This window comes from Pseudomonas sp. SA233, from assembly GCF_054792385.1.
Genome location: NZ_CP096449.1, coordinates 2,093,411 through 2,106,660, shown reverse-complemented (window position 1 = coordinate 2,106,660; position 13,250 = coordinate 2,093,411). Strand labels below are relative to the sequence as shown.

The following is a 13,250-nucleotide window of genomic DNA, read 5'->3' as shown; positions in this document are numbered from 1 at the left end:
CTGCATTCCCCCAGCAACAGTCACGGCACAGCGACCTATTCTTGCCTCCCGGTCAAATGACCTTGGCCCCGCCCCACCTTAATCAATCCCCCTCAAAGCCGCACACTGCTCCCCACACGAAGAGCGATCGAATCCGAGCGACCAACCTCGATTCGGCTCACCCCCTCACTCACCAGGAGCAGATCCATGAGCGTTCCATCCTTCGGCCTCGGCACCTTTCGCCTAACCGGCCAAGCCGTCATCGATTCGGTCAAGTCGGCCCTGGAACTTGGCTACCGCGTCATCGACACCGCACAGATCTACAAGAACGAAGCCGACGTCGGCCAGGCCATCGCCGAAAGCGGCGTCAAGCGCGGCGAGCTGTTCATCACAACCAAGATCTGGGTCGAAAACTACGCCGCCGACAAGCTGGTCCCCAGCCTGCGCGACAGCCTGCAAAAACTGCGCACCGACTACGTCGACCTGCTGCTGATCCACTGGCCGGCCCCAGGCAACGGCGTTGCGCTGCCCGAGTACATGGCCACCCTGGCCGAAGCCAAGAAGCTGGGCCTGGCCCGCCAGATCGGTGTGTCCAACTTCAACATCGAACTGACCCGCCAGGCCATCGAAGTGGTCGGCGAAGGCGAAATCGCCACCAATCAGATCGAACTCAGCCCCTACCTGCAGAACGGCAAGCTGACCGCGTTCCTCAAGGAGCAAGGCATCACCGTCACCTCGTACATGACCCTGGCCTACGGCAAGGTGCTCAAAGACCCGGTACTGGCCGACATCGCTGCCAAGCACAAGGCCACCGTGGCCCAGGTTGCCCTGGCCTGGGCTCTGCAGCTGGGCTACGCGGTGATCCCGTCGTCGACCAAGCGGGAAAACCTGGCCAGCAACCTGCTCGCACGTGACCTGAAGCTGGACGCTGACGACATGGCACGCATCGCCAAGCTCGAGCGCAACGGCCGTGAAGTCAGCCCTGACGGCCTGGCGCCAATCTGGGATTGATGCCATGACCACGCCCCTCGAACGCCTGACCGCTGGCGGCTTCAGCATCGGCCTGGAAGCGCCGCTGGACCACGACTGGACGCCCGCCGGCGACCAGGCGCGGCACCGCGATGGCCGCCAGTTCGGCGAGCCGGACCTGGCCCGCCACGCAGAACTGGCACAACTGGCCGATCGCTTGGGCTACCGCGCCCTGTGGGTCCGCGATGTGCCGCTGTACGACCCGTCGTTCGGCGATGCCGCCCAGGTGTTCGAGGTGTTTGCCTCGTAACGTGCGGCCGCTGGACGAAACCCTGCGCGAAATTGCCGAATACGTATTGCCACAATTCCATGAGAAAAAAGCCCAACTGACGGAGGCCACCCCAAGACAGGCACACGCGCAATGAAGGGCGGGCGCGTCCTGTTAGCCCTGGCCATCGGCGCCTTCGGCATCGGCCCCACCGAGTTCACCCCGATGGGCCTGCTGCCGGCTGGTTGGGCTTAGCAAGGTTGCCGGGAAAACTGCAGCCGACGCGGCCTGATAGAGCCCCCCTTGCCCCATCGATCACCCCGGGCTCAGCGAACTGGGGCTCTGATCAGCCCTGCGGCAGCATGATCCTGACTTCCAGCCCGCCACCCGGGCGGTTGCCCAGGGACATGCTGCCCCCCTGCTCCAGCACGATGGCACGTGCTGCGGGCAGGCCCAGCCCCACGCCACCGGTATTGCGGTTGCGAGAACCTTCGATACGGTAGAACGGCGCGAATACCTGCTCGTGCAGCTCCGGCGCAATGCCCGGCCCGCGATCCTGCACGGTAATCTCGATCTGCCTGGCGTTTACCGCCAACACCACCGTGGGCTCGCAGCCGTATTTCGCTGCATTGTCGATCAAGTTGACCAGCACCCGCTTGATACCCACCGGCCGCCCCGTATACACACAGCGACGCGGCCCGCTGAGGCCGACCTCGACCCCCGCATCCTTGAAGTCGTCCACCACGGTCAGCAGCAGCTCGCCCAGGTCGAATACGGTCGTCTGTTCCAACCGCGCGTCATCACGGAAAAACCCCAACGCCGCATCTACCATCGCCTGCATCTCGTCGACGTCCTTGAACAACTTGGCCTGTAGCTGGGCATCGTCAATGAACTCGGCGCGCAAGCGCATGCGGGTCAGCGGTGCACGCAGGTCATGGGAGATGGCCGCGAGCATCTGGGTGCGGTCGTTGAGAAAATGCTTGAGCTGCGCCTGGGTGGCGTTGAACGCAAGAATGGTCTGACGCAGGTCGTGCGGGCCGACCACCGGAATGGGCGGGGCGTTGAAGTCCTTGCCAAAACGCCGCGCACCTTCGGCAAAGCGCTCCAGCGGCTTGGCCAGGTAGCGGGTGGCCAGCAGCGCGACGACAAGGCTGGAAACCAGCATCAGCCCGAGGATGATCAGGTTGCGCGGCAGTTCGTCCAGGCCCCAGCTACGGCTGGTGGCACGGAACAGCACCCAGGACTTGTCGGTCAGCTCGATCATCAGCGCATAACCACGTTCAGGTGCGTACTCCGGCATGTCGGACGGTGCGAAGGCCTCGACCCTGGCATCCGGGCGCTTGAGCAATGCGCGCAGGATAGGCGTGCCCTCGCTGAACTCGGCATCGACCAGCACGGGTACGCCCGCTTCGTCATGGCGGCGCAGCCAGCGCACGGAGTATGAGCCGTCGCCCGCCGCACTGGCGATGTTGGCGCGCTGCGCCATGGGCGCGACGTCGAGGATGCGAGTGACCGCTGCAACCTTCTCGATCACCCCGCTCTCCAGCAGCGGTGGCTGCGCCCAGACACTCAGCAACAGGCTGAACAGCCCCTTGAGCAGCAACAGGAACAGCATCGCCGTCAGGGTGGTCAGCGCGATCCAGCGGGCAATGGTGATCCTGGGCCGTGGCAGGGCCTGGCGAACCCTGGCGAGCAGCTTCATCGCTTCGCGACCGTGGGCGTGAACAGATAACCGGCGTTGCGCAGGGTACGGATCAAGGGCTCGTTGCCGTTGTCGGTTTCAAGCTTGCGGCGCAGCCGGCTGACCTGGACGTCGATGCTGCGATCATAGGCGTCGTAGGCATCGCCACGGGCCATGTCCAGCAACTGCTGGCGGCTGAGCACCCGCCGCGGATGTTCGGCGAACACCAGCAGCAGCTCGAACTCACCGTTGGACAAGGGGATCATGACGTTGTCCGGCGAACGCAGCTCGCGCCGCACCACATCCAGCCGCCAGCCGGCAAACTCCAGGGTCGCGCAGGCATGGCCCGCCGCGCTCCCGGCCGCTTCGCCGGCACGGCGCAGCACTGCCCTCACCCGGGCCAGCAGTTCACGGGCGGCGAACGGCTTCGTCAGGTAGTCGTCTGCCCCCAGCTCCAGGCCAACCACCCGGTCACTCAACTCGCCCATGGCGGTGAGCATGATCACTGCCACCTTGTGCTCGGCCAGCAGGCGCTGGCACAACACCAGGCCACTGTCGCCAGGCAGCATCACATCCAGGATGACCAGGTCCGGCACCCGCCGCTCGACGGCCTGCCACAGCGCCTTGCCATCCCTGGCCACATCAACCTCGTAGCCATGTTGGCAGAGAAACTTCTGCAGCAGGTCGAGCACCTCGACATCATCGTCGACTATCAGCAAATGGCTCACAAAAAAGCACCGCAAAACAAGGTTATCAAGCCGTACTTTAAGGCCATCCCCACGTAGCCGTCATATATTTCAACCCGGAAACAAAGTGTCGACGCCGAGACAATCCGGACATTACCAGGCAAAGAAAACTGCGCAGCATCGCTGCCAGTTCTTGCCAGGAATGTATCTATGTCCCGTTCATCATCCGCCTCCCGCTCAGCGCGCTCAGCCGCGCTGGCCTTGTCGCTGCTTGCGGCGGGAGGCTGCAGCCAACGTGCACCGGCCACGGCGGCCTGCGGCAATGTCGCCTATCAGGTCAGTGACCCGGCGGAGCCCGCCAACCGCGCCGTATTCGCCTTCAACCGCACGGTCGACGACTATCTGCTGGCCCCCGTCGCACGGGGCTACACCGCGCTGCCCGGTTTTGCCCGGCAGGGCATGCACAACTTTGCCAGCAACTTCGGTGAGCCGAAGGTGTTCGTCAACGACCTGCTGCAGGGCAACGGCGAACGGGCGATGACCAGCCTCTCCCGCTTCATCTTCAACACCACCCTGGGTGTGGCAGGGCTGGTCGACGTGTCTGGCAAGATGGGGCTGAGCCAGCATCGCTCGGACTTTGGCCAGACTTTCGGGGTGTGGAACATCGCCTCTGGCCCCATTGTCGAGCTGCCGCTGCTGGGCACCCACAACCTGCGCGATGCCACCGGCACGCTGCTGGGCCTGGCACTGGACCCGTTTGGCGGCAACAGCGATACCGTCGAAACCATGGGCACCGTAGCCACGGCCGGCGGCATCGTCGATGCACGGGCCGAAGCACTGCCACTGACCGACCTGCTGCGCACCTGGCCTGACTACTACGTTGCGATGCGTGACTACACCGCGCAGCGGCGCAGCAACCGGGTGGCAGAAGGCAAGGCCGGCGAGCCGGGCACCTGGCCAGTGGAGTGCGCAGGGGGTGCCCATGAAGAATGATGCCCAAGGCGCCATGCTGCTGTTCAGGCGCCTGGAAGGCGCTGCCCGGCAACCGCTGTTGCTGCATGAACTGGAGGCCCGGGTTTCGGCCGATGGCCGGAGCCTGGTGCTGAGCCGTTATCGCGAACGCTTTACCGCCGAGGGCAAGCCCTACCGACACGAGGCTCACCGCAGCGTACCGATTGCAGCATTGCTGCGCTGGGTGGCGCGGCACGAACGATGAATTCGAGGGCGGCCAAGTGTCAGCAGGGACCCTGTGGGAGCGGCTTTAGCCGCGAACACCGGCGCAGCCGGTGCCATGCACCGCGCTGGATTCTTCGCGGGTGAACCCGCTCCCACAGGGTACGCGGACCGCCTGCGAATTCAGGGCGTCAGGCCCGGAATGTCCGAAACGCGACAGTGGCTGCCTGTTCGGCGTGAGACAGGCAAACCGGGCACTGGCTACCCTTCTTCGGCAAATGCCTTGTTCCCTTTCGCCAGAAGAAGATCGCCCATGACGACCTCCACCGCCTCCATGGCCGCCACCACACCTGCCGACCAACCCCAGGGCTTTCTGGTCCGCATCGTCGGCGCTGCGGCATTCGCCCACCTCCTCAACGACCTGATCCAGGCCGTGCTGCCGTCCATCTACCCGATGCTCAAGAGCGATTTCGCACTCAGCTTTGCCCAGATCGGCTGGATCGCCCTCATCTACCAGGTGACCGCGTCCTTGCTGCAACCCTGGGTCGGCCTGTACACCGACAAGCACCCGCAACCCTACCTGCTGCCGGCCGGCATGCTGGTGACGCTGGTGGGCATCGCCCTGCTCGCCTTCGCCAGCAGTTATGAAATGCTGCTGGTGGCTGCCGCGGTGGTCGGCGTGGGCTCGGCGACCTTCCACCCCGAAGCCTCGCGAGTGGCCAGGATGGCCTCCGGCGGGCGCTTTGGCACCGCGCAATCGACCTTCCAGATCGGTGGCAACACCGGCTCGGCCCTCGGCCCGCTGTTGACCGCTGCCATCGTCATTCCGCACGGCCAGCCGGCCATCGCCTGGTTCATGCCGGCGGCCGCGCTGGCGGTATTCGTGCTGCTGCGGGTGACCGGCTGGACCGTGCGTCACGGCCAGACCCGGCTCAAGACCTTCGCCGGCCAGCAGGCCCCCGGCCTGTCGCGTGGCGCCATGTGGCGCGCCGTGGCGGTCATCGCCGTGCTGATGTTCGCCAAGTTCGTCTACATCGCCTCATTCACCAACTATTTCACCTTCTACCTGATCGAGCATTTCGGCCTGAGCGTGCAGCACAGCCAGCTGTACCTGTTCGTGTTCCTCGCGGCCGTGGCCCTGGGCACCTTCGCTGGTGGCCCGGTGGGTGACCGTATCGGGCGCAAGGCGGTGATCTGGGTCTCGTTCCTTGGCGTGGCGCCCTTCGCCCTCGCCCTGCCCTACGCCAACCTGGCCTGGACGGCGGTACTGGCGGTGGCCATCGGCCTGGTGATGTCCTCGGCCTTCGCCGCCCTGGTGGTGTATGCCCAGGAGGCCGTGCCGGGCCGGGTCGGCATGGTGTCGGGGGTGATGTTCGGGTTGATGTTCGGTATCAGCGGCATCGGCGCCGCCGGGCTCGGCGAACTGGCCGACCGGCATGGCATCGAGTGGGTGTACCAGATCATCTCGTTCCTGCCGCTGCTGGGGTTGGCCACCGCGCTGCTGCCGGCAACCCGCTCGCAAGCCCGCCCCAGCCGCTGCTGTTAAAGTGGGCGTGCCAGGCTGCCCGTACATGAGGTCGAAATGCTGAAGCCGCAGCACGAATTGCTGGTGGAGGTGGATGAGTGGAGCTGGGAGGTGGGCAGCCGTGCGACGGACTACCCGACCGACTGGTTCATCGAGCCCCACAGCCATGCCAAGCACCAACTGATCTATGCCACCAAAGGCCTGATGATCGTCGAGTCCGGTAACGAACGCTGGACCGTGCCTCCCAGCCGCGGCGTATGGATGCCTTGCGGCCAGGTGCACGCGATACGCTGCGTAGGCGAGGTGAAGATGCGCAGTGTGTTCGTGCGCGCCGACGCGGCAGTGCAGTTGCCCCTGCAGAGCAAGGCGATCAGCATCTCGCCGTTGCTCAGCGAACTGATCAAGGCCTCCGTAGGCTTTACCGCGCCGTTTGCCGAAGACTCGCGTGAAGCCCGGGTGATGCGCCTGATCCTCGACGAGATCTGCGTGCTGCCGACCTTGCCGCTGAAGCTGTCGCAGCCCGGCGACAAGCGCCTGCAGGCGATCTGCTCCGCGCTGCACGAGCGGCCTGACGATAACGCCACCGTGGCCGACTGGGGCCAGCAGCTGGGAGTGGACGAAAAGACCATCCAGCGCCTGTTCCGCAAGGAAACCGGCATGACCTTCGGCCAGTGGCGCCAGCAGGCGCGGTTGATGCAGGCACTGGAGCGGATCGCCCTTGGCGAGCGGATCATCGATGTGGCGGGGACGCTGGGGTATGACAGCCCCAGTGCCTTCGCCAGCATGTTCAAGCGCCAGTTCGGTATCACGCCGAGTCAGTTCTTCAAATAGCCTGTAGGAAACATATGAGATCGCCCCGCGTCGCCTGATCTCGCACAGCAACCCTGTCAAGCCGTGTACAGTACCCTCACAACAAAGCCCCCAGAAGGAGCCCGGCACATGACCGTGACGCTGTCCCCCCTGCAGATCGACTGCGATTTCGACTCCGGCAACATCCAGGTGCTGGATGCCAGCAACCCGGCCCGGGTGCACCTGGCCATCCGCCCGGACACCCACAGCGGCCACTACCAGTGGTTCCACTTCAAGGTCAGCGGGCTGACGCCAGGCCAGGTCCATCGCTTCAGCCTCGACAATGCCTCCGGTTCCTCCTACAAGAACGCCTGGAGCGGCTACAACGCCGTGGCCTCCTACGACCAGCAAACCTGGTTCCGCGTCCCCAGCCAGTTCGACGGCACGGCGCTGTCGTTCGAGGTAAAGGCCGAACAGCCGCACATCTGGTTCGCCTACTTCGAGCCCTACCCGCGTGCTCGTCACAACCAGCTGATCGAACGTGCACGGCAACTGCCGGGGGTGGAATTGCTCGCCAGTGGCCGCAGCGTACAGGGTCGCGACATTCCCCTGCTGCGTGCCGGTGATGGTGCCGCAGGCAAGCGCAAGCTGTGGCTGATTGCCCAGCAACACCCGGGCGAACACATGGCCGAATGGTTCATGGAGGGCGTGATCGACCGCCTGCAGGCCAACGACGAGGTGATCCGCCAGTTGCTGACCAAGGCCGACCTGTACCTGATCCCCAACATGAACCCCGACGGTGCCTTCCTCGGCCACCTGCGCACTAACTTCAAGGGCAAGGACCTCAACCGTGCCTGGCAGGACGCCAGCGTCGAGCTCAGCCCCGAGGTCTTCTTCGCCCAGGCACAGATGAAGCAACACGGCGTGGATGCGTTCATCGACGTGCATGGCGACGAAGAAATTCCCCATGTGTTCACCGCGGCCTGCGAGGGCAACCCGGGCTACACACCGCGTCTGGCCAAACTGGAGGAGCAGTTCCGCAGCACCCTGTGCAGCCTGACCCGCGACTTCCAGACCGTGCATGGCTATACCCGCGACGAACCGGGGCAAGCCAACACGACGCTGGCCTGCAATGCGGTGGGGATGGCGCATGACTGCCTGTCACTGACCCTGGAAATGCCGTTCAAGGACCATGACGACGCGCCGGATGCCGTCACCGGGTGGTCGGGGGCACGTTCGAAGGCGTTGGCCGGGGCGGTGCTTGAGACCTTGGCGAAGATGGTTGGCGATTTGCGCTGACTGAAACGGCCCATCGCCGGCAAGCCGGCTCTCACAGGACTGCACATGACTCATGGAATTAGCAGGGCCCCTGTGGGAGCGGCTTTAGCCGCGAACACCGGCGTAGCCGGTGCCATGCACCGCGTTGGATTCTTCGCGGCTAAAGCCGCTCCCACAGGTTACGCGGACCGCCGCTCCCACAAGGTCCCTGCGCTCAGAACTGCACATCCAGAATCACGCTGTCGGTATAGGTCGCAGCCGGGGGTGTAGCCTGGTCGGTGTAGACCTTGGCGTTGTAGTTGAACACCTGGCTACCGGTGCCGGTCCCCGTGCCGGGGTTCACATCGGCATCGGCACTGGCCCGCCGCGCAGCCCCTGTCGACCCCCAACGCACCGCCCCGGCGCTCTTGAAAATGTCATAGGCCAGGTAGTTGTTGGCCGCCGACTTCATCCGCCGTCGACCATTGGCCACGTTCTGCCCGTCATCCAGGCCCACCGTGTAGTTGCTGCCCTTGGTGCACGACACGCTCAGGCTCTGGCTCACCGTGCCGAACCCCGCCACCACCGGCGCGCTGGCGAAGTTGATGCTGGGCGTGGTGATCTGGCAGTCGTTGGTCACCGTCATGCTTACCAGCAGGGTCCTGGTACCGGAGCCCTGGTCTCGCCCGATGCAAAGCCCGCCAACACCAATCCCGTCGCAATAGTCCCAGGTCCACTCGACATCGAGGATTTCCTGATATAGCCCCGCCGATACGTTGCTGCCCACCTGCGTACGCATGTAGATAGGCACGTTCTTCGGTGTACCGTTGAGCAACCCGAGCAAGTCGAGGATGCCGGTGGTCCTGAATTCGAAGGAGGTGCCACGGGTGATCGGATAGTTGGTTGTGGCGTCGGCATAGAGGGTGTAGGGGATCACATCCCCGGTAGGCCCTACCAGGCCGCTGGTGGTGGATGTGATCTTGATCTTGAAGGAGTCGGTGCTACTGAGCACGCTGATCACCGAACCGTTGCATTGCAGGCCCGAGTTGGTGCTGGAAGCTGTCTGGACCGTGCCACGTACCTGAGTCGAGTTGAGCGAACCAAACGCCGCCGGAGCAGTCAACACTGACGTGCACTTGGCCCAGGCCGAGCCCGCCCACAACAACAAGGCGCATGCCCACAAACCACGCCAGCAGGCCTTCACTTGCACACCAACGGGCCAATCAACGGGATCGAACCTTGCGACTCAGGCAGGTCGAACGCCACCTGGCAATGCCCGCCCCCCTGCAACTCAACCAGCAGTCGGTTATGCGGCGTCAGGTTCTCCAGATAAACCAGGCCATCCCAACCGACCACCGCCTGGCTGCCACTTTCTGCATGGGTGACACGGCTGCCCAGCTTGAGTACCTGCTGTTCGGCGTCCACCAGTTCGACGCTGGCCGCCAGCACGCGCCTGAGCGGAAACTCCAGCAAGTAGCCGCTGCCCCGGCGCACCGCCACCCGCTGTTCCACTTCCGGCGCGAGGATGTCCGGCGGCAAGCCCATGGGGTCGATCTCGTACTTGCCGCGGTAGTAACCGCTGCTGTACGGCACCAGCAGGTGACCATCGGCATCGGTACGGCCGACCTCCTGGTTTTCATAGCGCACCGGCACGTCGGTGTAACCACTGGTGCTGACTAACACGAAGGCATCGTCGATACGGTTGGCAGCGAACAGCCCGGCATCCATCCAAACCAGCGAGCCACTGGCGTCGGCCCAGCGGGTCATCTCTCCACTGCTGCCATACAAACCGGCCTGCAACTGCACCGACTGCAGGCGCCAGGTGACATCGGCCTGGCGGTAGGCATCGCGCTCGCTACCGGCGGCGTAGCCCAGGTTGTAACCGACACCACCCCCCACCGGCGTCGCGCGGCTGTAGTTGACCCGCTGCAGGGTTTCGCCTTGCTGGCTGCGCTCCATGCCCAGGGCCAGGGTGCCGTGCAGGTCGAACGGGATCACCAGTTGCGCCTGCACTGCCCACTGGCTGTTCCCCACTTCACGGTTGGCCGACAGATAAACGCTGCTGTTGCCCCACAGCGGCCTGCTGTAGCTCAGGTTGATCAGCCGGGTACGTGTGCCGTCGCCGGCGCGCACATCGAAATAGCCGGCGCCGATGTTGCCGTATTCGTTCAGGTTCAGGCTCAGCGTGACCTGCTCGCTGCGCTGGCTCAGCTGTATGTCCCGGCTGTCGACCCGGGTCAGGTCGGCATAGTCGCCATGGCGTTGCAGGCGCTGGTAGCTGAAGCCGATGCGCTGGCTGTTGTACTGGTAGCCGAGGGCGACCTGGTGGCCCTTGTCGCCGTCGAACCGGCTCTGCGCCAGGGCCGCGTTGAGCACGCCAAGGTTGCCCAGCCGCATGTTGCCGCCCAGGCCGCCCAGCATCAGCGATTCGGCGCTTTCGGCATGAGTCTCCAGGGTGAAGATGTCGCTAACCCCGTAGCGCAGGCTGGCCGAAGCAACCCCGGGGCCGTAGGCAAAATCGCGTACCCCGTAGTCACGACGCAGGCTACCGGCTGCCACCGAATAGTCGGTCAGGCCCTGCTGCAGCAGGCTGCTGGTGACGTAGAACGGCAAGGTGGTCGACACCTGCCGGCCAAGGGCATCGGTGGTGACCACCACCGCCTCCCCGGCGCCGTTGATGAAGGGCACGTTGGTCAAGGTGTAGGGACCCGGCTGCAATTCGCTGGTGCTGGACTTGTAGCCATTGATGAACAGGTCCAGCGAGGTCGGCACCGCCGCTTCACCGGAGAACGCCGGCAGCGGATAGGTGACCAGGTCGGGGCGTACAGCGAAATCGCGCGACAACTGCAGGCCACCGACCCGCACCGAGCTGGTCCAGGGCAAGGCCCCGGTCACCAGGTCACCAGCTTCGTAGGTCAGCAGGCGCTGCTCGTCGGTGAAACGCCAGGTGGTGTCGTAGCGCAAGAAGCCTTGGCGCATATCGTCGGTCGGCGCACCATTGAACGACTGGCGCCACTGCCCGCTGCTGGAGAACGTTCCCCAGCTGTCGAACAGGCGCAGTTCGTTCCAGGCCGCCAGGTAGCTGCCGCCGTCATCGGTGTCGTTCAGGTACAGGTCGTAGTTGAACAAGGCGCCGAAACTGCTGCGTGCATCGCTGGCCGGGTACAGGTTGCGGTCGCCCAGTTGCTGGTCGGGCAGCCAGGCCGGCGGCACTTGCAGCAGCAGCCGCTGGTTCTGGCTGTCGTAGTCGGCATGCATCCCCACGATGGCCTCAAGCGCCACCTCGCCCTGGGGGGTGCCCGGCAGCGAAACTCCGGCCGCCCGCAACACCTCGCTATCCAGGTACAACTGCCCGGCACGCTGCTGCACCGGCACCAGCTCAGCCCTGGGCACCTGGTTCACCAGCAATTCGAGGTACAACGTGGCATCGGCGATGGCAGACATCTCCGTGGGCGGTGGCGGCAGGTCGTCGGCCAGCACCAGGCCAGGGCCGACCAGGGCAAGCCCCAGGCAACAACGGTGGGTCAGCCACCTCACACACGGTGTCCAACCATTGCCGGATTCTCCACGGCCTGTGCGCGGCATTCAGGCGCAGGCTCATTGGCTTTGGCGGATGGCGTCCGCGCTGCTCTGGCCGTTTACCCTCCCCTTGAGCACACTGCCGGCACTCGGTGTTAGCGGTGCCGGCCAGCGCATGCTGGCCCCCGGCAGCACATAACCCAGCAAGCCATCGGCCAGTGGTTTGCTCTGGCTGCCCTGCTGCACCACCACATCAGTCAGGCGTGCATGCACCGGGCCGGTGTTGCGCAGTTCCACGTACGGCTTGCCCTGCACGGTCACTGCACGCCAGCTGAGTTGCGGCTTGCCGACGCCCTCGGCATTGCCCTTGCTCTCAGGGCCTGCCTTGCCCCACAGGCCTTCGCCGTAGACGAACAGGGGTACCGAGTAGCGCATCTGCAGGCGGATCGCCGCGGTGGTGCCGGGCTCGGCCTTGTCGACCGGGATGGCGGGCGGGATTTCGTCGATGATGATGCGGTAGGCCTGCTCCTGGCCGACTGGCGAGGGGCCGGTGCGGGTCAGGCGGATCAATTGCTTCTGCCCGGGGGCGACGTTGGCCACCGGCGGGCTGCCAATGATATCGCGCTGTGCCTGGTACTGTTCCTGGTAGTCACCTTGACGCCAGGCGAACACCCGCACCTGCAGGTTGGCCGGTGCGGTTCCGCGGTTTTCCAGCCACAGTGCGCCAGCCTTCTGGTCAGCCTCCAATACCGGGTCGATCGGCCAGATCAGCACCGAGGTGGCCGCCCAGGCTGGCAGGCTCGCCAGCCACGATACTCCGATCAATCCTCGCGCCCACTTCGCGCCTGCCCCCATGAAGCTCTCCTTGGATACTGGTCATTAGTGCCGTGCCGATGCATTCACCAGGTCACCGTCACTTGCACCACATCGGTGTAAGTCCCCGCCGGCATCGTGCCGGTCAGCTGAACCCGCCCGTACACCGGCAGCTTGATCGCCGTCGGGTCGGTATAGCCCACGGCCACGCTCTGGCCGATCCCCAGGCTCTGGCTGTATGCCGCGTCCCGGTACAACTGGTAGGCCAGCACCTGCGTGCCGCCCGTGCGTTTGAGGTTGCGTGTGCCTCCGGCACTGTTCTGCCCGCCATCCACGCTCATGCTCAAGGCCACGCCCGGGGTGCACTGGAAGGTCACCGTGGTACCCCCCAACGAGGTGCCGAGAGTTCCGGTGGCCAGTGCCGACTGCGAGCCGTAGTCGAGCGTCCCGTAGCTGGTCACGCCGCCCACCACCAGGCACCCGGCGACGATCTGCGCCGTCACCAGGAAGCTGCTGGTGGTCGCCGCATCCAGAGGCGCGGCCAGCAGCACGCCAAGGACGCTCATGCCGCCCGCCAGCCAGCTGCGCATG

The 13,250-nt window shown here is 65.0% G+C and carries 12 protein-coding genes and 1 pseudogene; 7 read left to right on the top strand and 6 right to left on the bottom strand.

What is annotated here, in order from left to right; translation table 11 throughout:
- Positions 1 to 186: 186 nt before the first annotated feature.
- Positions 187 to 990: a 2,5-didehydrogluconate reductase DkgB gene (dkgB, locus tag M1D87_RS09710; RefSeq protein ID WP_123083647.1), complete on the top strand. Its 804-nt coding sequence runs from the start codon at positions 187 to 189 to the stop codon at positions 988 to 990.
- 4 nt (positions 991 to 994) lie between these two features.
- Positions 995 to 1,243, top strand: a pseudogene (locus M1D87_RS09705) (LLM class flavin-dependent oxidoreductase); the annotation flags it as partial.
- 319 nt (positions 1,244 to 1,562) lie between these two features.
- Here the strand turns inward: M1D87_RS09705 and M1D87_RS09700 are convergent.
- Positions 1,563 to 2,918 carry an ATP-binding protein gene (locus tag M1D87_RS09700; protein ID WP_015269743.1) on the bottom strand — a complete coding sequence of 452 codons (1,356 nt, stop codon included), beginning with the start codon at positions 2,916 to 2,918 and terminating at the stop codon, positions 1,563 to 1,565.
- Positions 2,915 to 3,625, bottom strand: coding sequence for a response regulator (locus M1D87_RS09695; RefSeq protein ID WP_003256403.1), 711 nt, complete (start codon positions 3,623 to 3,625; stop codon positions 2,915 to 2,917). The genes M1D87_RS09700 and M1D87_RS09695 overlap by 4 nt, the downstream gene beginning before the upstream one ends.
- Positions 3,626 to 3,793: 168 nt before the next feature.
- Between M1D87_RS09695 and M1D87_RS09690 the strand changes: the two genes are divergently transcribed.
- The 5 genes from M1D87_RS09690 to M1D87_RS09670 all read left to right on the top strand — a co-directional run bounded on the left by M1D87_RS09690 (position 3,794) and on the right by M1D87_RS09670 (position 8,369).
- Complete coding sequence (locus M1D87_RS09690) at positions 3,794 to 4,576, top strand: MlaA family lipoprotein (protein WP_123083648.1); 783 nt, start codon at positions 3,794 to 3,796, stop codon at positions 4,574 to 4,576.
- A complete protein-coding gene (locus tag M1D87_RS09685) occupies positions 4,566 to 4,799 on the top strand; it encodes a hypothetical protein (RefSeq protein WP_013971936.1) in 234 nt (77 codons plus the stop codon). Before M1D87_RS09690 ends, M1D87_RS09685 begins: the two co-directional genes overlap by 11 nt.
- 270 nt (positions 4,800 to 5,069) lie before the next feature.
- Positions 5,070 to 6,302: an MFS transporter gene (locus tag M1D87_RS09680; RefSeq protein ID WP_421091684.1), complete on the top strand. Its 1,233-nt coding sequence runs from the start codon at positions 5,070 to 5,072 to the stop codon at positions 6,300 to 6,302.
- 36 nt (positions 6,303 to 6,338) lie between these two features.
- Positions 6,339 to 7,112 (top strand): AraC family transcriptional regulator, encoded by a 774-nt coding sequence (locus M1D87_RS09675; RefSeq protein ID WP_003256408.1) that lies wholly within the window; start codon positions 6,339 to 6,341, stop codon positions 7,110 to 7,112.
- A gap of 108 nt (positions 7,113 to 7,220) precedes the next feature.
- A complete protein-coding gene (locus M1D87_RS09670) occupies positions 7,221 to 8,369 on the top strand; it encodes a M14 family metallopeptidase (RefSeq protein ID WP_061302723.1) in 1,149 nt (382 codons plus the stop codon).
- Between the two features lie 193 nt (positions 8,370 to 8,562).
- On the opposite strand, the gene M1D87_RS09665 is transcribed toward M1D87_RS09670, so the two are convergent.
- The 4 genes from M1D87_RS09665 to M1D87_RS09650 form a co-directional block, all read right to left on the bottom strand.
- The gene (locus tag M1D87_RS09665) at positions 8,563 to 9,531 is read right to left on the bottom strand and encodes a Csu type fimbrial protein (protein WP_123083650.1); all 969 of its coding nucleotides are present in this window, start codon (positions 9,529 to 9,531) and stop codon (positions 8,563 to 8,565) included.
- Complete coding sequence (locus M1D87_RS09660) at positions 9,528 to 11,825, bottom strand: fimbria/pilus outer membrane usher protein (RefSeq protein WP_123083677.1); 2,298 nt, start codon at positions 11,823 to 11,825, stop codon at positions 9,528 to 9,530. Before M1D87_RS09660 ends, M1D87_RS09665 begins: the two co-directional genes overlap by 4 nt.
- 99 nt (positions 11,826 to 11,924) lie before the next feature.
- A complete protein-coding gene (locus tag M1D87_RS09655) occupies positions 11,925 to 12,701 on the bottom strand; it encodes a fimbrial biogenesis chaperone (protein WP_123083651.1) in 777 nt (258 codons plus the stop codon).
- Between the two features lie 44 nt (positions 12,702 to 12,745).
- The gene (locus tag M1D87_RS09650; protein ID WP_123083652.1) at positions 12,746 to 13,249 is read right to left on the bottom strand and encodes a Csu type fimbrial protein; all 504 of its coding nucleotides are present in this window, start codon (positions 13,247 to 13,249) and stop codon (positions 12,746 to 12,748) included.
- Position 13,250 lies beyond the last annotated feature (1 nt).

What these genes read in the sequence shown, in the direction of transcription:
- M1D87_RS09685 (WP_013971936.1), top strand. Translation starts at nt 4,566, where the DNA reads ATGAAGAATGATGCCCAAGGCGCCATGCTGCTGTTCAGGCGCCTGGAA.
- M1D87_RS09680 (WP_421091684.1), top strand. Translation starts at nt 5,070, where the DNA reads ATGACGACCTCCACCGCCTCCATGGCCGCCACCACACCTGCCGACCAA.
- M1D87_RS09690 (WP_123083648.1), top strand. Translation starts at nt 3,794, where the DNA reads ATGTCCCGTTCATCATCCGCCTCCCGCTCAGCGCGCTCAGCCGCGCTG.
- M1D87_RS09675 (WP_003256408.1), top strand. Translation starts at nt 6,339, where the DNA reads ATGCTGAAGCCGCAGCACGAATTGCTGGTGGAGGTGGATGAGTGGAGC.
- M1D87_RS09670 (WP_061302723.1), top strand. Translation starts at nt 7,221, where the DNA reads ATGACCGTGACGCTGTCCCCCCTGCAGATCGACTGCGATTTCGACTCC.
- dkgB (WP_123083647.1), top strand. Translation starts at nt 187, where the DNA reads ATGAGCGTTCCATCCTTCGGCCTCGGCACCTTTCGCCTAACCGGCCAA.
- M1D87_RS09650 (WP_123083652.1), bottom strand. Translation starts at nt 13,249, where the DNA reads ATGCGCAGCTGGCTGGCGGGCGGCATGAGCGTCCTTGGCGTGCTGCTG.
- M1D87_RS09655 (WP_123083651.1), bottom strand. Translation starts at nt 12,701, where the DNA reads ATGGGGGCAGGCGCGAAGTGGGCGCGAGGATTGATCGGAGTATCGTGG.
- M1D87_RS09700 (WP_015269743.1), bottom strand. Translation starts at nt 2,918, where the DNA reads ATGAAGCTGCTCGCCAGGGTTCGCCAGGCCCTGCCACGGCCCAGGATC.